The sequence below is a fragment of the Saccharobesus litoralis genome (genome assembly GCF_003063625.1).
GTDB classification, from domain to species: domain Bacteria; phylum Pseudomonadota; class Gammaproteobacteria; order Enterobacterales; family Alteromonadaceae; genus Saccharobesus; species Saccharobesus litoralis.
This window is the reverse complement of record NZ_CP026604.1, coordinates 2,686,695-2,704,263: the sequence shown is the minus strand read 5'-3', so window position 1 is coordinate 2,704,263 and position 17,569 is coordinate 2,686,695. Positions and strand designations below refer to the sequence as shown.

The 17,569-nt window shown below is 41.7% G+C and carries 14 protein-coding genes; 3 read left to right on the top strand and 11 right to left on the bottom strand.

Features of this window, described 5'->3' with window-relative positions; translation table 11 throughout:
• Positions 1–303: 303 nt before the first annotated feature.
• The 3 genes from C2869_RS09520 (at position 304) to C2869_RS09510 (ending at position 1,907) form a co-directional block, all read left to right on the top strand.
• Positions 304–651: a cupin domain-containing protein gene (locus C2869_RS09520; protein ID WP_108602716.1), complete on the top strand. Its 348-nt coding sequence runs from the start codon at positions 304–306 to the stop codon at positions 649–651.
• Positions 652–696: 45 nt separating this feature from the next.
• Positions 697–1,167: a hypothetical protein gene (locus C2869_RS09515; protein WP_108602715.1), complete on the top strand. Its 471-nt coding sequence runs from the start codon at positions 697–699 to the stop codon at positions 1,165–1,167.
• Positions 1,168–1,301: 134 nt separating this feature from the next.
• On the top strand, positions 1,302–1,907 hold the full coding sequence (locus tag C2869_RS09510; RefSeq protein ID WP_108602714.1) for a DUF1287 domain-containing protein: 606 nt from the start codon (positions 1,302–1,304) through the stop codon (positions 1,905–1,907).
• Between the two features lie 68 nt (positions 1,908–1,975).
• On the opposite strand, the gene C2869_RS09505 is transcribed toward C2869_RS09510, so the two are convergent.
• The 11 genes from C2869_RS09505 to C2869_RS09455 all read right to left on the bottom strand — a co-directional run bounded on the left by C2869_RS09505 (position 1,976) and on the right by C2869_RS09455 (position 17,403).
• Positions 1,976–2,710, bottom strand: coding sequence for an oxygen-binding di-iron domain-containing protein (locus C2869_RS09505; RefSeq protein WP_108602713.1), 735 nt, complete (start codon positions 2,708–2,710; stop codon positions 1,976–1,978).
• A gap of 23 nt (positions 2,711–2,733) precedes the next feature.
• Entirely contained in the window at positions 2,734–3,330 is a 597-nt protein-coding gene (locus C2869_RS09500) for a chemotaxis protein (RefSeq protein ID WP_159084120.1), read from the bottom strand.
• A gap of 386 nt (positions 3,331–3,716) precedes the next feature.
• On the bottom strand, positions 3,717–4,832 hold the full coding sequence (locus C2869_RS09495) for an ATP-grasp domain-containing protein (RefSeq protein ID WP_108602711.1): 1,116 nt from the start codon (positions 4,830–4,832) through the stop codon (positions 3,717–3,719).
• A gap of 4 nt (positions 4,833–4,836) precedes the next feature.
• Positions 4,837–5,376, bottom strand: coding sequence for a cupin domain-containing protein (locus C2869_RS09490; protein ID WP_159084119.1), 540 nt, complete (start codon positions 5,374–5,376; stop codon positions 4,837–4,839).
• A 188-nt stretch (positions 5,377–5,564) separates the two neighbouring features.
• Positions 5,565–8,678 (bottom strand): efflux RND transporter permease subunit, encoded by a 3,114-nt coding sequence (locus C2869_RS09485; RefSeq protein ID WP_108602709.1) that lies wholly within the window; start codon positions 8,676–8,678, stop codon positions 5,565–5,567.
• Positions 8,675–9,871, bottom strand: coding sequence for an efflux RND transporter periplasmic adaptor subunit (locus tag C2869_RS09480; protein WP_108602708.1), 1,197 nt, complete (start codon positions 9,869–9,871; stop codon positions 8,675–8,677). The genes C2869_RS09485 and C2869_RS09480 overlap by 4 nt, the downstream gene beginning before the upstream one ends.
• Positions 9,868–11,382 (bottom strand): TolC family protein, encoded by a 1,515-nt coding sequence (locus tag C2869_RS09475; protein ID WP_108602707.1) that lies wholly within the window; start codon positions 11,380–11,382, stop codon positions 9,868–9,870. Before C2869_RS09475 ends, C2869_RS09480 begins: the two co-directional genes overlap by 4 nt.
• A 370-nt stretch (positions 11,383–11,752) precedes the next feature.
• Positions 11,753–11,935, bottom strand: a complete 183-nt coding sequence (locus tag C2869_RS09470; RefSeq protein ID WP_108602706.1) for a helix-turn-helix domain-containing protein — start codon at positions 11,933–11,935, stop codon at positions 11,753–11,755.
• A gap of 898 nt (positions 11,936–12,833) precedes the next feature.
• A complete protein-coding gene (locus tag C2869_RS09465; protein ID WP_108602705.1) occupies positions 12,834–14,084 on the bottom strand; it encodes a glutamate-5-semialdehyde dehydrogenase in 1,251 nt (416 codons plus the stop codon).
• 79 nt (positions 14,085–14,163) lie between these two features.
• The gene (gene proB / locus C2869_RS09460; RefSeq protein ID WP_108602704.1) at positions 14,164–15,264 is read right to left on the bottom strand and encodes a glutamate 5-kinase; all 1,101 of its coding nucleotides are present in this window, start codon (positions 15,262–15,264) and stop codon (positions 14,164–14,166) included.
• Between the two features lie 54 nt (positions 15,265–15,318).
• Positions 15,319–17,403 (bottom strand): M13 family metallopeptidase, encoded by a 2,085-nt coding sequence (locus C2869_RS09455; protein WP_108602703.1) that lies wholly within the window; start codon positions 17,401–17,403, stop codon positions 15,319–15,321.
• Positions 17,404–17,569: the final 166 nt, after the last annotated feature.

Genomic DNA, 17,569 nt, shown 5'->3' with positions numbered 1-17,569 from the left:
GCTTCGAGACCCCATGAGCATATGCTCTACTATGTGATTGGGGCTGCCGCTCTTAATGGAAGAAAGTGGATTTAGGTAGTAGGACGACGCAGGAGCCGCAGGTTTCCTGTTCCAGACGAAACCTAAGTACTTACATCCATGTAAGCAAAGTCGAGAGTAAGCGCTGACAATGAACCATAAGACCTGAGCGAGAAGACTATAGTTGGTGCCCGTTATCTTTAGAGGTAAGAGATAACGGGTTTACTTCTTAGATTAAACACGCTACTTTCATTCAAAACAAACAGCGTTTGCTTTGCTAAAAAGATGAAATATACGCATTTAAATCAACAACCTACCACTAAAGTCTCTCACAACTCTGCCATAGATAAACAAACCATGATCAGCTCTGGGCAAATTGATAATCTAGTGTACTTTTCTAAAGCTTGCTTTCCCCCAGGTGAGATTGCCGCCGGCCATACTCATCATGATATGACTGAGGTATTTTTCATTGATTCAGGCAACGGCGAGTTTGCTATCAATAAACAAATTATCGAACTAACCGCGGGCTCTTGCATAACTATTGAACCAGGAGACTGGCATGAATTACGCAATACAGGAGATAAACCTCTCAAAGTCACTTATTTTGGTCTTTTAACACCTGTAAATTGTTAAATCAGCTTCTACACTGGTACTAACGTATTGAAAAGGATAAGCAAGATGGGATTTTTTAGTAAATTAAAAGCCGTGAAAAATGTCATGACTGGTGGCGCAGCAAAAGTCTATTTCGATAGCGAGCCACTTCGCTATAACGAGCCATTTACCATAACAGTACGCGCCGAAATAGACGACGCTGATATTGATTGTGATCGGGTTTATTTAAAGATCAAAGGCGCCGAAGAAATAGAAGTGCAAGATGTGGATGTGATCTACGACCGAGACGGTGATGTTGATCGACGGGTTGAAACGATCCACGCCCAGCATAAAACAGTGGAAATGGAACTCACTGTTGCTAGCGGTCAAAAGTTAGAAGCCAATCAATCATACGAATGGCAAATACAAGTCGAATTGCCAAGCAACGCGCCAAATATTTATCGCGGCCGCCATTGCCAACACACCTATTATGCATTTGCCGGATTAGATTGCTTTGGTAATGATCCTGATTCAGGTTGGCTTGAGTTGTATGATTAAGTCGTTCACTGGGTTTTACAAAACAGAAAATCTGCGCTGCAATGGAACCTATTTTCGTAGCGATAGACTAATAAATGAGTCACTAATTCTTTTAGTCTTATTCGCGATAGGAAAGTCGCGCAAGGAAAGGCATTTTGCTTAGATTAACTCTGTCACCACTTGTACTATTGACGGTTTGTACGTTTAGCCATGCTAGTCAAGTTTACTCAGCTGATTCACTGGTTAAAGCAGCCAAAGAACGTACTCGCCACAAGGTGACCTATGATGGCCGCTATTTGAAAATTGATTATCCAAATGGTGATGTACCCGAGAATATTGGCGTATGTACCGATGTGGTGATCCGCAGTTATCGTGGTATTGGGATCGATTTACAACAGCTAGTTCATGAAGACATGCGGAGTCATTTTAACCAATACCCTTCAAAGCGGATCTGGGGATTAACCCGCACCGATCGCAACATAGACCATAGGCGAGTACCCAATTTGCAAACCTTTTTTAGTCGACACGGCACTCGCTTAACCGTATCGAACCAAGCGAAAAATTATTTAGCAGGTGATTTAGTCACTTGGGTTTTACCCGGTAACTTGCCTCATATCGGCATTGTTATTGATAACAAAGATCCGGATTCTGGCAACCCGTTAATTGTACATAATGTGGGTTTGGGCCCACAAATAGAAGACTTTTTATTTGAATATCCCATTTCAGGCCATTATCGCTATATGCCAAAGCCATCCCTGTAATGAGCAAAACAAAGTGCAAGATAAGGATTGATAAGCAAAACTATCAATCCGCTCTTTTGACTTAATATTTACCGTAGTGCACTACCTACATCTAACTGCTCAAACCAATCCAAAAACTTACCAACATTTTCACCGGTAAAAATACGTCCATGCTGCGGGGCAAGGTAATCAACTTCTAAGTTGCGAACACGCCGCACCCAGTCATTTTTTGCCGTATTAGATGGCATCCAGCGGCGGTGAAAGCCTTCCATTTTTGGAATGTGTGACTCAAAGTCTTCTACATACAAAGGAGCATCAACCGGTTCTAAAGCAGCCCCAATATCACCACTCATTAAAAACTTAGTTTGTGGGTCGTAGATATTAAAATTACCTGAAGAATGTAAATAATGAGCGGGCAACATTTGAATAGTATAACCATCAAGGTCAATATAACCGCCCTCGTCCTTTATGGCTTGATACTTAATATTTTGCATTCCGAAATGACGAACAAATCCTTCCCACAACCAAGAACAATGCAGTGTGGCGTGCGGTAAGGCTTGATCCCACAAGCCTAACGATGAAATGATATCCGGATCTTGATGCGAAGCAAAAATATCCGTCAGTTGCTCAATCGATGTATGGCGCAATACTGAAGCCAGCATAGGCGCAAACAACTCTATTCCACCAGGATCAAGCAACAAAGCTCGACTGCCCGTTACCACCATATATTGATTAGTATCGATAATTTTTTCTGGTTTATCTGCATCGCGGCCAAACATTAACCATTTTGCTTTTTTATTGCTGACGACTTCAACGTTTTTCATTTTATTCCTTTGTTTGTAACCAGTTACACCTTAGCACTGTGCAGCAAACTTTCTGCACAATTAAGTTCTTTACGGATCGCATTGGCGGCCTGAGCAATATTGTCCGAAATCACCTCGAGTTGAGGTTTATAAGGCCCTGAGTTGGATGCTTCAACTTTAGACATAGTTGAAATAACCGAAGCTGAACGAATTTGCCTATGCGTATCTTCAACCAATTGATTTAACTTGGCCAATAGCTCAATAAATTCATCTTGCAGAGCTTTTAATGTCGCCTCGGTCTTTTGTAAAAAAGGCTGAATATCTGCAATAAAGCATGCATCTTGACCTAAATGATTGGCTAATTTAAATCGGCAATTGGCCAACTTAACTCGCTCCAACCGCGTTGCTCGCATGGAAATATTAATCGCAATACTATTAACCGCTTGCGCTAAACTAATCGTTGAGCTTGCCAGTTCCTGAATAAAATCAGTTAATGCGGCAAATCCTGCCGCTTGCTCGCCGGCTCGCACGGTTACTGCCTTAGCATTCTTTGCTGTTAAAGATAAATTTTCGGCAATTTTAGTCGCTTTGTGTAAATGCGAGGCGATGCGTGCAGCCACTACAAACATAGGTTGGCTCATATCCCTTAGTGAACCTCAAATTTAATGGTTTGTGTTAAATATAGTCGATAATTGAAAAAGCAGCTTGATTTACCACAAGCTAGCAAATATTGCGTATTCAATAGTCAAAGCGATCAGGTTTTAGGGGCAGCTTCCGCATCCTGCTCACGCTAAGTACTTACATCCATGTAAGCAAAGCCGTCAAAGCTACCGCGTCCTGCTCTCGCCCCTTACCTGCATCCATGCAGGCAAGCTTCAAACCCCATGAGCATATGCTCTACTATGTGATTGGGCTGCCACTCTAAATGGAAGAAAGTGGATTTAGGTAGTAGGACGACGCAGGAGCCAAAGTCGAGAGTAAGCGCCGACAATGAACCATAAGACATGAGCGAGAAGACTATAGCTGATTAGGCATTTAGCTTTTGCTTAATTAAAGCCTGCAGCATATGTACTTCACTCCATGGAATGTCCAGTACATTGTCACTTAAGCCATCTGCTTTATGGTTTTTTAACCACTCATAAGGAAAACAAGATACTTTTTTGCCTAAATCTCTACCACTAGATTGCCAAGGCTTATTGAGCATTTTATTCACTAAAGCCGCAATAGGATCGCATCGCCAAAAGTCCCCCAGTGTGGTTAATTTGGTGATACGAGCATTAAACTCAATCAGTTCAACGTCACCATTTTCTTTGACAATAAAATCGATACTGCCAAACCCCGAATACTGAGTGGCTTGCACCAGTTTTTGCGCATACGTTTCAAGCGCTGCAATATGAGTCACTGCAAAACGTGACGCTTGGCTAAATTCATGGTGTAAAGTCGCATCCACTAAAGCACTATTGCCAGCTTGGTATTGACCTCGCCAAGCAGCAAAGGCAAAACAGCCAACTTTACCTTTTATAAAAGTTTGAGCTATGCCGCTATATTGGCGGTTAGCTTGATAAAAGCGTTTTAATTGCTCTAAGTCATGAATTTTATGAACGTCACTACCGCCCACTGAGCCATCCAATTTCAGCATAATACTTGACGATTGTTGCAGTAACGTCTCAACCTGCTCAGTATCTCTGATATCAACAAACGCCGGCGTCGGCAATTGTAGTTGCTGACAAATATCGACAAAATTTAACCGACTTGCTAAGCCTCGTCTTAAATATAGATCACCAAATGAATCAAACCATAAACGGCTTATTTGCGCTTTTTCTTGTTGAGAAAAACAATCCTGCTCCAACACAAAATCATAAATCGCAAAAACATCGTTATGTTCCTGATCTTTGACTGGTAATAAGAAATTAACCTTCTCTTTTAACAATAACTTAGCAAAATGAATTCGCCGCTGGTGCTCGTCTACATTGGCAAAGCTAGGAGCGAGATCAACAAATGCTTGCTTGGGATAAATACTTTGCAATAACAAACATGGCGGGGCACAAATCAAGGTAATTTCACAACCTAACTTATGCAAAATTTCAGGTAATCGCAATACTTGGTAAGCATCATGACTATAGCTGATCACAGCAATATGCATAAGCTTATTTACTATTTCCTGACGCTTTGCCCGCAGCGGGTGTAGGTGCGGCAATAATATCGACCACTAAGGCTTTAACCGTTTGTTGCGATTGATTGTGCCACCAGTGAGTTAAGTCATGTTTTTCAAACACAATTTGCCCCACACTACGGGTAAGTGGAATTGATGAATCACTACGATACTCGACAACTTCACCTTGTAATATATAAGCCACACCGGGACGATATTGATGAGTATGCACAGCAACAGTAGCACCAGGCAGCATAATTAACTCGCGAACCCGTAAAGCCTTGTCATCAATAGAATCCAGCTCTTGTGCAAGCGGCAACTGCCCCAGCACTTTAACCCCGCCAATTCCTTGCGTTTGCTGTGCTGGTTTAACATTTGAAAAATGAGCAACAGCGGATAAGTCAGCAACTTCGCCTTGCGCTGATACGTTCTGAGATTGGCTACTAGAATTTTTATCCGCTAAGGTGGTTTGACAGCCGCCTAAGCAAGCAATACAAAGTGTTATGAGTAATGTTTTAAAGGCAAACAGTGGCATTTGGGGATCCATTAATTTTGAAAAGGGATATTGTTTTATTACTTATTTTAGTGCTCATTTTCGTGTTCATTCTCTTACTCAGTTTAGAGCTTGATTGTCGGCGCTAATTCTCAACGCCCAACAACTTACCTGCATGGATGCACACATTAACAGCCCACACCTGATCGCTTTACCTATAATATGCAGGATTACTTACCAAAATAAAAACACTTTTGATTTGACCACTGTTTAACTTGCTGCAAAATCATGAAATTAACTGGCACCAAAATTAAAGTGATAAAAGGTGCCAATAAAATACCAAAGCCTAACGAAACAGCCATGGGCACTAAGAATTGCGCTTGGCTGGATTGATCCAAGACTATAGGTAGCAAGCCTAAAAAGGTTGTTAAAGACGTTAGAACAACCGGCCGGAAACGAGTTGAGGTTACTTGCAATATAGCGTTATGCAAACTTGCTCCCCGTTTTAGTTGGTTATTAATAAAATCAACCAACACCACAGCATCATTAACCACCACCCCAATTAACGCCATTAACCCAACAAAGCTCATCATGGTTAAGTTAAGCGACATTAACCAATGCCCTCCCATAGAGCCAATAATACTAAATGGAATGACCGACATAACAATAAAAGGTTGGCTATAGGATTTAAATGAAATAGCCAATATGCCATAGATAATTAAAATGACTAACAGCAAGCTCCACTTGAGTGAATCCAAGGTTTTCATTAACTCAGTGCTTTCGCCTACCAGTGAAATATCAATAGTCGGATGTTGGATTTGCAAGTTCGCGACATAGTGGTTTAGCTGTTTATTTAGGGCATGAAGCCCAACTTTAGCATTCGATAAATCTGCGGTTATATCTATACTGCGCTGCCGATCAACACGAAAGATCACGGCTGGGCTATTTACGATTTGAAAATCAGCTAATTGCGAGAGTGGGATCAAACGATTATCAGGTAAATGAATCAGAAAACGTTCCAAATCGCTTAAGGACTTTCGCTCATCTAACGGTAAACGCACCATCACTTTAACTAACTGCTCACCACGCAATAAGCGTTGCACCTCAATACCATAGAATGCGGCTCGCACTTGCTCAGCTAACGCCACACGCGTTAAGCCCAAGGTTTTAGCTAGGGGAGTTAATTCTAAAAACAGTTCCTGTGAACCACTTTCGTAATTTTTCGCCACATCCTCTATGTAACTAAACTTTGAAAAATTAGTTTTAATTTTATCTGCAACAATTTCCAGTTCAGCTAAATCATCACCTCGTAAACGAATGTCGATAAACTTGTGAAGTTGTGCTGATTGCGCTTCAAACACTAGGCTTTCCACTCCCGGCAAAGAGCCAACTAAATCTCGCCAAGCTTGTTCCAATTGCAAACTATTAATATTGACACCATGCAGCTCTTCCGACAAAAGCTCAAAGCTAACCTGCCCAACTTGCCCTTGTTGTTCACTACCGATTTTCGCACCACTAACAGAAACAATATTGCGGATCACAGAATTGCCGCTTTCCTCATCTATGTAGCGCTGTTGCAACGTTTCAGCATGACGGCTAATGGTTTGTACATATTTATCCAAGGTCGAAAACTGTGTACCAGAAGGCATAGTAATTGTCGCCACGACTTTATCAGCGGTAATTTTAGGAAAAAATACAAACTTGTTTTCTCCCGTAAAAACCCCAGACAAAACAACCAATAAAAAACCAACAAATATAATTAAACAGTTAAATCGATTGTGTACACACCACTGCAAAGCCGGTTTATAGTAATGACCTATGCCAGCTTCAAATCGCTCGGCAAACTTTTGTTGCCAGCCTAATAAAGAGCGTGGGTTAGTAGAAGGGCGCAAACGCACAAATTTTAAACGCGAAGGTAAAACCCATTTTGATTCAATAAGACTCAATATTAAAACAGGGATCACCACTGCGGGGATCTGCGATAAAATCACACCTTGTGCGCCATCCACAAAAAACAAAGGCATAAAAGCCACAATACTGGTCAACACACCTAATGTAACAGGCTGCGCGACTTCTTTTGTGCCAGACACCGCCGCATGTAAACCGGTTTCGGAATGCTCCAAATGACTATAGACATTTTCGCCGGTGACGATTGCGTCATCCACCACCATACCCAGCACTAAAATAAAGCCAAATACGCTGACAATATTAATGCTAACCCCAAAAATCGGCATAATGGAAAAAGCGCCAATAAAGCTAACAGGCACACCGATGAACACCCAAAAAGCGACAGCAGGGCGTAAAAACAGGGTTAAAATAAGAAAAACCAAGATACCACCATAAATGGCACTTACCGCCAATCCTTCAAGCCGATTTTGTAAAATTTCAGCATGGTCACGCCAGTAGGCTAATTGCACTGATTCCGGCATTTGCGATTGTTTAGCCGCCACAAAACGTTTGACCATACGCGATAGTTGGGTCGCTTTTTGCTGGTCATTTTGCATAACATCCACAAACACAGCGGGCAAACCATTAAAACGCGTTTGTACCTGACTGTCCGCCACCGCGTCGCGGATATTCGCCACTTGCCTTAATTTAATCGTACTGCCGTTAGCTTGAAACTTAACCACCACATCGGCCAATTGCTGAGCAGTATAGGCTTGGCCCCTAGAGCGAATAGTAATTAACCCACCAGCAGCGTGAATATTACCCGCTGATATATCTTGCGCATTGCGCTGTATCGCTTGCGCAATATCTTGCAAACTAATTTGATAGCGTTGCAAATTTTCGTTCGACACTTCAATCGCTATCTCATGCTCAGCAACATTGCGCAGCACTAACATATTCATGTTATTTTGACTGGCTAACTCATCGCGAATTTGCTCGGCCGCGGTTAATAACATTAAAGGCGTTTGCTCGCCATATACCACCATGCTGATCACTGGCGCAAACTCGTTGCGGATCTGCACTAATGGTTTATCAATATCTTTGGGTAAGGTATTAATTGCGTCGATTCTATGCTTGACCTTGCTCAAAATATCATGCGGATCATAGCCTTTGTGCAAAATTGCATAAATTTGCACACCGCCTTTGCGAGATTCGCTAGCAATACTTTTAACACCAACAATATCTTTAATGGCTTGCTCTATATGCCGAGTAACCTTGAATTCGACATCTTGGGCACTCACTGCAGGGTAGTTAATTTTAACTTCGACTTGCGCGGGCTCTAAGTTGGGAAACACTTGTTGGGGTAAATTAAATGCTAATGACCAAGCGCCAGCCAATAACAGCGCTATCATCAATAAGTTAGAGGCAATGTCGTTTTTAGCAAACCAAGCTATCATAAGGCACTAGCCTCAGGTTTGGCATGAACAGCAATATCCGCTAAGTAGGGGTTAACTAACACATTTTTATCAATACTACTTAATGGCGTGACCACTAAAACATCTTTTTGCTGCAGGCCGTGTTTAATCACAGCCACTTCATTGTTGCGCCAAGCAACTTCGACTTCCTGCTGGATCAATTGATTTTCATCTTTAACCAAGAAAACAAACTTATCTTGATATAGCGCCTGCAGCGGTACTACAGCCACATTAGGAATACCAATACCATTAAATTTCGCATTAACATACTGACCAATTTTAAGTGCACGTTTATTTTTGTGTTGCTGAGCAAACGGTTCAGGTATTTGCACTATGACATGCAATTGCTGACTGGCTTGATCAATTTCACCTTCAGTGCGAATAAGCTCTGCTTGCCAATGCTCAGCCTGTCCCAATGTGGAATAGATATCAACGATAGCCAATGGCTCTGCGCTATTCGCTGATTCTTGCTCTAAACGGATTTTAGGCAATTCAACATAATTCAAATCGTTATTTTTTAAAGGTAAGCGAATTTCCAATGCATCAATTGCATATATCTCACCCAGTACAGCGTTAGCGGCAACAACTTGGCCAATAGAAACTTGCTTTTTTAAGGTGTGACCGTCGTAAGGTGCGCGTATTTCGGTACGCTGCAAATTTAACTTTGCTTTATCCAAAGCAGATTGTGATGACAATAGCTTAGCTTCGGCCGACGCCAGCTGCGGTTGTCGACTAACTAATTCCGAAGGCGGTTGTTGATTATCCAAATACCAATCAGCAATGGCTTGTTTAGCCAATGCCTGCTCATGCAAAAATTTTTGCTTGGCATCCAAATACCCTGCGTTAGCAACATTAACATTAGCTTGATAATCTCGTTTGTCTATCGCTATTAATAACTCTCCCTTCTTAAAAAAGCCACCACTGCGTAAATTAGGGCTAACGTAAGTCACCTCACCACGAACCTGGCTCACAACTTGACCTCGAGTTCGAGCTTGAACTCGACCGTAAGATTCAATAATAGGCGTAAAGGTTTGTAATTCGACCAGCTCAACCACCACATCTATTTTGGCTTTTTGCGGCAACTTAAAACTCTCATCTTGGCTATCAGTAAACCAATACAAGGCGATAAAAAAGCTGAATAAGGTAATAAGTACTAAAGGAAAACTGTCTTTCATTTGATATTAGGCCTTAATTGAGCTTGGGTCGCAGTTGACAGGAATTGCCGAGGCGAATCTACGTTTTCTGTTGCCGAGAACCATCCACCGCCTAACGCCGCAAGTAAATCTAAATAATCATTGAGTGCTCGGTAATGTAAAGCTAATCGATTAAGCTTGGCTGAAAACAAGCTGCGTTGATTGGCCAACATCGCTCGGTAGTTTATTAAGCCTTGTTGATACTGGCGTTTGGCTAACAAGGCGGATTTTTCAGCATTAAGGTAAGACTGCTCGTTAAGCGCAATTTCTTGTTGCGTTAACAAGCGCTGTGCTAACGCATTATGTACCTCGACAAAAGCATGGTATGTCACTCGTCCATAATTATTTTGCGCTTTAATAAACTCTAAACGCGCTTGCTCAACTTTAGCTTTGCGCTTGCCTGCATCAAAAAGAGGTGCAAATAAGTTGAGTTTTAATTGCCAAGATACATCACCAAGCGCAATTAATTTGCCTAAATCGTCACTCGATTCATTTACATTGGCGGTCAAACTAAAGCTAGGGAAACGCTCTTTATAGGCAATAGCGACGGCCGCTTGTTGCTTTAAAATAGTCAACCAAGCTAAATGGATATCCGCGCGCTGACTAAGCAACTCAGCTGGTAGCACTTGTGGCAGTTCAGGTGGTTGCTCAAGTAAAAGCTCAGGCAGAGCTTGCGGGCCGTTAGTCGGTAACAAAGCATGGATTGGATGGTGAGCAGGTAAACCAAACAATAGAGGCAATTCACGTTGCAGCTGTTTAACCCGTTTTTCAGTTTGTAGCACTTGGCTGCTAATTGCCTGCAAACTTGTACGGGCGTTATACACATCTAATAAATTGGTTAGCCCAGCTTGATAACGCAGTTCTATGCTCGACAACTGCTTTGCTAGATTTTTTTTTCTTAATTGCCCTAACGCTAATATTTGCTGATTTTGTTGCAACGAAAAAAGGGTTTTGAGTAACTTAACAACCTGAGCAAAATGTTGCTGGCGATAGGCAATAACTTTGCTTTGCCAGTCAATAACACTTTGTCGACTTTGCTCAGACAATTTACCCCAGATATCAAGCGGTAACCCTGATGATAAGCCAAGGTCATATTGTTTAACTCCATCATTTTTAGCCGCAAGGCCAAAAGAAGCATTCAGTGAAGGGAAAAAGCTCGCATCTTGAATATCAATGGCGAACTCAGCTTGCTGAATGGCTGCTAATCGATTAGATAAGTCCTGCTGCTGATTAACCCCAGTTAATACAAAGTTCGCCGACTCAGCTCCAATTAATTGCGACAACCAAGGTAAATGCTTTAGCTGGTAACTATTGTTTAACCTTGCTTGTTCCGTGGTCAAACTTGCTTGGGTTAACTCACTGCGTTGCTGCCAATCGGCTGGCACCGACAATTTATCATGTACCGTAATTGGCGGCTTATGACTGCAGGCTAACAATAGCAACAGCGTTAAAAAACCAATATAACGTTTTAATAAATAGATAATCCCAGCCAAGCCAATACCTCAGTTTAATTTCTGGCCGACAACGTAACTAGCCGTACATTAAGGCTAGTTCATTTTTTGGGAAAACCTCAAAAAAAGCTTATAAATTCATTGCGATAGCAAAACCATTATCAATAGACTTTAGTTATAAAAGTTAGGGAATAAAATTGCGAAAACTAAAAGGAAGCTTATAAACCCATTGCAATAGCAAAACCATTATCAATAGACTTTAGTTATAAAAGTTAGGGAATAAATTGAGGAAAACTAAAAGAAAGGAAATTAAGGTTGTATAAATTAAGCGCTGCAGTACAAAAAGTGAACCTAATCAAAATATTCCAATAACACCACTTTAAGACTGCAGCTGTTCAAAGCATTATTGGCGCTAAATACCACCGATGCGCTCGGCAAATACTTTATAGCGCTCAACATCTTCTTTTTTAAATAAAGGCTTACCTTCACCATCTTTATCTGAAGCGACTAACAAGCTTTCTCGCTCCAAACGCTCTACACGGATCTCTTGAATTCCTAGAAACTCAGCTACTTCTGATACACTCATCAGGCTCATATTCGTCCCCATTTGTTATTTTATTAAAGGAATAATTCTCAATTAAAGACCAAAAAGCGCAACATGAAAAGAACTTGTCGCAAAAAACCAACAAAAAGATAACAATTTTTAGATAGCAAAGCGAAACTTGCAGGCACTGAATTTAAATTTTAGCTAAGGAAGTCAATGATAAAAGAAAAATGAGAAAAGGGATTTGAAAAAGAAACGCAACTATTGAGCATCTCAAACTACGGACTTCTGCTTATTTATATAGTCAAAGCGATCAGGTTTTAGGGGCAGGTTTCTAGTTCCAGACGAAACCTAAGTACCTACATCCATGTAGGCAAAGCCGTCAAGCTTCGAATCCCCATGAGCATATGCTCTATTATGTGATTGGGGAGTGTAAGCGCTGACAATGAACCATAAGGCCTGAGCGAGAAGACTATAATTTACAACACAATTAGCCTTATTATAGGTGAATTAGGTTGTATTATTGGCGAGACTTGGTTTGTGAGCTCCCTACTTTTGCTTATTTTGTTCTTTTAGTAATTAGGTTTGCAGGCTCTGCAAGCATAAATGCTCGCCTACCAAACTTGATATTTTTAAATGGTTATTTTCGACAAAAGTCGGTTGATTATTTACCGTATTCAACGTTAGCAAATGTATTACGCTGAATAATTACAAAAAAACAGTAATGCTTGCTGGCCCAATAAGCCCAGCAAGCAACATACTAAATATAGTCAAAGCGATCAGGTTTTAGGGGCAGGTTTCTAGTTCCAGACGAAACCTAAGTACCTACATCCATGTAGGCAAAGCCGTCAAGCTTCGAGACCCCATGAGCATATGCTCTACTATGTGATTGGGGCGAGTAAGCGCTGACAATGAACCATAAGGCCTGAGCGAGAAGACTATAGTAAGATTAGTCGCGGATTTGACCATCCCCTTGCACAACAAACTTTTCAGTCGTCAAGCTTTCTAACCCCATAGGTCCATAGGCATGTAACTTAGACGTTGAAATACCAATTTCAGCCCCTAAACCTAATTGACCACCATCAGAAAAGCGACTAGACGCATTCACCATGACAACAGCTGAGTTAACTCGGCGGGTAAATTCGTTAGCTTTAGCATAGTTTTGGGTACAGATAACTTCCGTATGGCCCGAGCTGTAAACTTCTAAATGACTAATCGCCGCATCAAAGTCATCAACTACGCGTACTGCAATTTCTAAGGCTAAATACTCTGCATCCCAATCAGCTTCGGTTGCCGCTTCAGCGCCCTCAAAATAGCCAATACTTTGTTCACAAGCATGAATTTTTACATTTTTTTCAGCTAGGGCTTTCGCCGCTAATGGTAAAAACTGCTCGGCAATGGCTTTGTCGACTAATAAGGTTTCCAATGCGTTACATACGCCGGTACGCTGCGTTTTACCATTGAGCAGCAGCTCTAACGCCATATTAGTATCAGCCGTGCTATCAACATATAAATGACAAACGCCTTTAAAATGCTGAATAACCGGAATACGACTATTCTCTGTCACAAAGCGGATCAAACCTTCACCGCCACGAGGGATAATTAAATCGACATCATCGGATAACGTCATTAATTCATTCATTACAGCGCGATCAGGATCTGGCACGACACAAATCGCATTAGGATCGATATTTTGTTCTTCTAACGCTTCATGCAAACACTTAGCGATAACTAAGTTTGAAAACAAAGCTTCTTTACCACCACGCAATAGCGCAACATTACCTGATTTTAAACAAAGCGCGGCGGCTTCTGCTGTTACATTAGGACGCGATTCATAAATCATGGCAATAACGCCTAATGGAATGCGCATTTTACCTACGCGAATACCATTAGGACGAATATTAACGTTAGAGATCCGCCCCACTGGATCAGGCAACTGTGCCACTTCGCGTAGTGCGCCTGCTAAATCTTCAATACGAGCTGGCGTTAAGCGCAAACGATCTATCATGGCATCAGTCAGGCCATTATCTTTACCTGCGATTAAGTCTTTTTCGTTTTCCGCTAAAATCAGCTCAGTGCGCTCAATCAGCTTCTGCGCCATGGCTTCTAGCGCATCATTCTTTTGTTGCTGATTTAAATTAGCCACACTGAAAGAGGCTTTACGCGCTGCTTTTGCCATTTCGGCAATTGAAAAACTCATATTTTAATCCTGTTCCTATCGCTGGTTGATAAACCAACATTTTATTTAACTCTGCTCAGTAACTAAAGTGCATCGGTCACTATAAAACCACTAAGTCATCGCGATGGATCACCACATCACTTGGGCAATAACCTAAAATATCAATTATTTTATGGCTTTGCTGGCCTTTTATTTGCTGCAATTCATTGCTGTGGTACTGACCTATACCTTTGGCAATGAGTTTACCATCAAGGCTAACGATTTCTAAGGCGTCGCCTTTATGGAAATCACCTGTTACCGCTGTCACACCAATACTCAATAATGATGCGCCCTTTTTCTGTAACGCCGACTGTGCACCAGCATCAACTACAATTTGTCCCTTGCTTTTTAGGCCATGCTGTAACCAATGTTTACGGGCTTTTTTCGGTGACGCTTGGCGCTTAAATAACGTGCCGGTATCAACCTCGGCAAGTAGATCATCAAATACTCGGCTTTTCGTACCATTCACAATCAGTGTGTTTATGCCTTCAACCGTTGCTTTTTCAGCCGCTTCTATTTTAGTGCGCATACCACCCGTAGCCAGTTTGTTTGATGTGCCGCCGGCTAGGCTATAGATGCTTTCATCGACTTTCTCAACGACGGGAATTAAAGTTGCATCAGGGTTAGAGCGCGGGTCTTTGTTAAACAAACCATCAATGTCACTGCAAATCATGAGCATGTCAGCACTAGACACGAGCGCCACTAATGCGCCCAAATTATCATTGTCGCCGACTTTTAATTCTTTGGTAGTTACCGAGTCGTTCTCGTTTACGATTGGTAAAATGCCATTGTCTAACAAAGTGCGGATGGTATTTTGTATATTGAGGTAGCGTTCGCGATCAGCCAGATCGCCGTGGGTCACCAAAATTTGCGCACAAGGAAAATCAAAAAAGCGCTGCCAATTGGCCATCATTAGCGTTTGACCAACGGCGGCCATGGCTTGTTTCTCGGCCAACAATGGTGTGTCGCCATGCGCTATCAAACTACGGCCGGCCGCCACGCTACCACTTGAAACTAAAATAACTTCTTTGCCTTGTTGACGACACTCTGAAATATAACGCGCAATTGGCAACAGGTACTGGCCACTACAGCCATCACCATTGGGTGAAATTAATGCACTACCTACTTTTATGACGGCTCTATGCCAATCTACCGAAGCCATAACAGAATGTTCCAAATACCTAATAACGCCAAAGGGCGGTAATTATATAGGTTGCTACCATATTTTCACTCTATTTTCTGGCGCTATATACATACCATCACCGGCTTTAACGTCAAAAGCTTGATAAAACTCTGGGATATTAGGCACGATGCCTTTAACTCGATATTCGCTTGGCGAATGCGGATCGGTAACTAAACGACGACGTAACTCAGGTTCACGGTATAAACGACGCCAAATTTGCCCCCAGCCCATAAAGAAACGTTGCGTGCCACTAAAGCCATCAATTTCAGGTGCCGGCTTACCATTCAACGAGAGCAGATAAGCTTTTAATGCGACGGTTAAACCACCTAGATCACCAATATTTTCACCTAAGGTGAGTTTGCCATTAACTCTAACATCTCGAAATGGCTTATAGCCGTTAAACTGTTCGACTAAAGTTCTGCCTCTGGCTTGAAATTCGTTTAGGTCGTTTTGGCTCCACCAATTTTGTAAATTACCATCACCATTATATTTGGCACCTTGATCATCAAATCCATGACCGATTTCATGACCGATAACCGCGCCAATCGCCCCATAGTTAACTGCGTCTTCAGCTTCTAAATTAAAAAATGGCGGTTGCAATATGGCGGCTGGAAACACGATTTCGTTATTAACGGGATTAAAATAAGCGTTAACGGTTTGCGGTGTCATAAACCATTCGCTGCGATCGACAGGCTTACCTATGCGTGACACGTATTCTTGGGTTAGCCATTGGTTGTAACGCACAAAGTTACCGACTAAATCATCGGCTTTAATGGTTAAATTGGAGTAGTCTTTCCATTTATCCGGGTAGCCAATCTTCGGGGTGAATTTGCTTAATTTAAGCTTGGCCGCCTGCTTAGTGGCTGGTGACATCCAAGCTAGATTATCAATCGACGAATCAAATGCTTGGATTAGATTAGCCACTAACTCTTGCATTCTTTGCTTGGCTTCAGGTTTAAAGTGTTTTTCTACGTACAACTTACCTACCATTTCGCCTAAAACATCATCAGCACTGTCGACCGCTTTTTTCCATCTTGGCTTTTGTTGCTCTATGCCGCTAATCACCTTGCTATGAAAAGCAAAATGGCGATCGACCAAATCTTTATTCAGTAGCTTGGCTTTGCTATTTATCACATGAAAAGTTAAGTACGCTTGCCACACTTCGATTGACTCTGAGATAAGTAACTGGCCAACCCCTTCAAAGAATGATGGCTGGGCGACTATTACCGTATCAGCATGGGCAAAACCAACTTGCTCGGCAAATAGATTCCAGTCGAAGTTGGCGCCGAGCAATTTGTTTAGCTGTGCTTTTTCCAGCTTGTTATAACGTTTGTCAGCATTGCGGCTTTGCACTCGAGTCCACTGCACTTGCGCTAACTTGGTTTCAAGTTCAATAACTTGCTGCGCTGCCAATTCAGCTTGGCCAGTTTGGTTATAATTAGCTGAAACCAACATATCTTGAACATAAGTTAAGTACGATTGGCGAATTTTATTAAACTTGTCGGCATCTTTTAGATAGTAATCCCTATCAGGCATACCCAAACCCGATTGCAGCACATATAAGGCATTAACGGTTGATTGCTTAGCATCATTATTGACATACCAACCAAATGGCGTTTTAACGCCACTTTTATCAAGTAAAGCAAAAACCAGAGTTAACTGTGTGTGGTTAGTGACTTTTTGGATCGCTGTTAATTCTTGTTGAATAGGTGCGATACCTTTGCGTTCAGCTGTGGCAAGATCCATATAAGCGTTATAAAAGTCACCTAGCTTTTTTTGCTCAGAGCCAATTGCAGCCTCAGTATTACTAGCGGCTTGTTCGATAATCTCGCGCAATGCTAACTGCGAGTTTTCCACCAAGGTGGTGAAAGCGCCATAGTTGGATTTATCCGCTGGGATCGTGGTTGTTTTCAGCCAAGTGCCGTTTACATAGCGATAAAAATCATCCTGAGGGCGTATCGCTAAATCCATATTTTGTTTATCGATACCTGAACTAAGTTGAACTTTTTCCACTGACTTAGATGCCGATGTTTCGCTTTGCTCATTAGAACAACCGAGCAGTATAGTAAAAATGGCAATGTAACTAGACGTACGAAGAAACCCTAAGTGCTTGAACATATTGCTTAATAATTCTTATATTGGCGTTGCCTTGGATTATAGCTGAAGTTTTGGTTTGCTGACGATGCTTGAAAACTAGCTTTTAACTCTGCTCAGATAATATTATTTCGACCTTGCTGCTAAAACTGGTTAAAGTGTAGCTAAAAGCCATAGATAAAAAATAGCG

Bases quoted from the DNA above. Each gene is read 5' to 3' on its own strand.
- C2869_RS09520 (WP_108602716.1), top strand. From the start codon at position 304: ATGAAATATACGCATTTAAATCAACAACCTACCACTAAAGTCTCTCAC.
- C2869_RS09515 (WP_108602715.1), top strand. From the start codon at position 697: ATGGGATTTTTTAGTAAATTAAAAGCCGTGAAAAATGTCATGACTGGT.
- C2869_RS09505 (WP_108602713.1), bottom strand. From the start codon at position 2,710: ATGAAAAACGTTGAAGTCGTCAGCAATAAAAAAGCAAAATGGTTAATG.
- C2869_RS09500 (WP_159084120.1), bottom strand. From the start codon at position 3,330: ATGAGCCAACCTATGTTTGTAGTGGCTGCACGCATCGCCTCGCATTTA.
- C2869_RS09495 (WP_108602711.1), bottom strand. From the start codon at position 4,832: ATGCATATTGCTGTGATCAGCTATAGTCATGATGCTTACCAAGTATTG.
- C2869_RS09490 (WP_159084119.1), bottom strand. From the start codon at position 5,376: ATGCCACTGTTTGCCTTTAAAACATTACTCATAACACTTTGTATTGCT.
- C2869_RS09485 (WP_108602709.1), bottom strand. From the start codon at position 8,678: ATGATAGCTTGGTTTGCTAAAAACGACATTGCCTCTAACTTATTGATG.
- C2869_RS09480 (WP_108602708.1), bottom strand. From the start codon at position 9,871: ATGAAAGACAGTTTTCCTTTAGTACTTATTACCTTATTCAGCTTTTTT.
- C2869_RS09470 (WP_108602706.1), bottom strand. From the start codon at position 11,935: ATGAGCCTGATGAGTGTATCAGAAGTAGCTGAGTTTCTAGGAATTCAA.
- C2869_RS09465 (WP_108602705.1), bottom strand. From the start codon at position 14,084: ATGAGTTTTTCAATTGCCGAAATGGCAAAAGCAGCGCGTAAAGCCTCT.
- proB (WP_108602704.1), bottom strand. From the start codon at position 15,264: ATGGCTTCGGTAGATTGGCATAGAGCCGTCATAAAAGTAGGTAGTGCA.
- C2869_RS09455 (WP_108602703.1), bottom strand. From the start codon at position 17,403: ATGTTCAAGCACTTAGGGTTTCTTCGTACGTCTAGTTACATTGCCATT.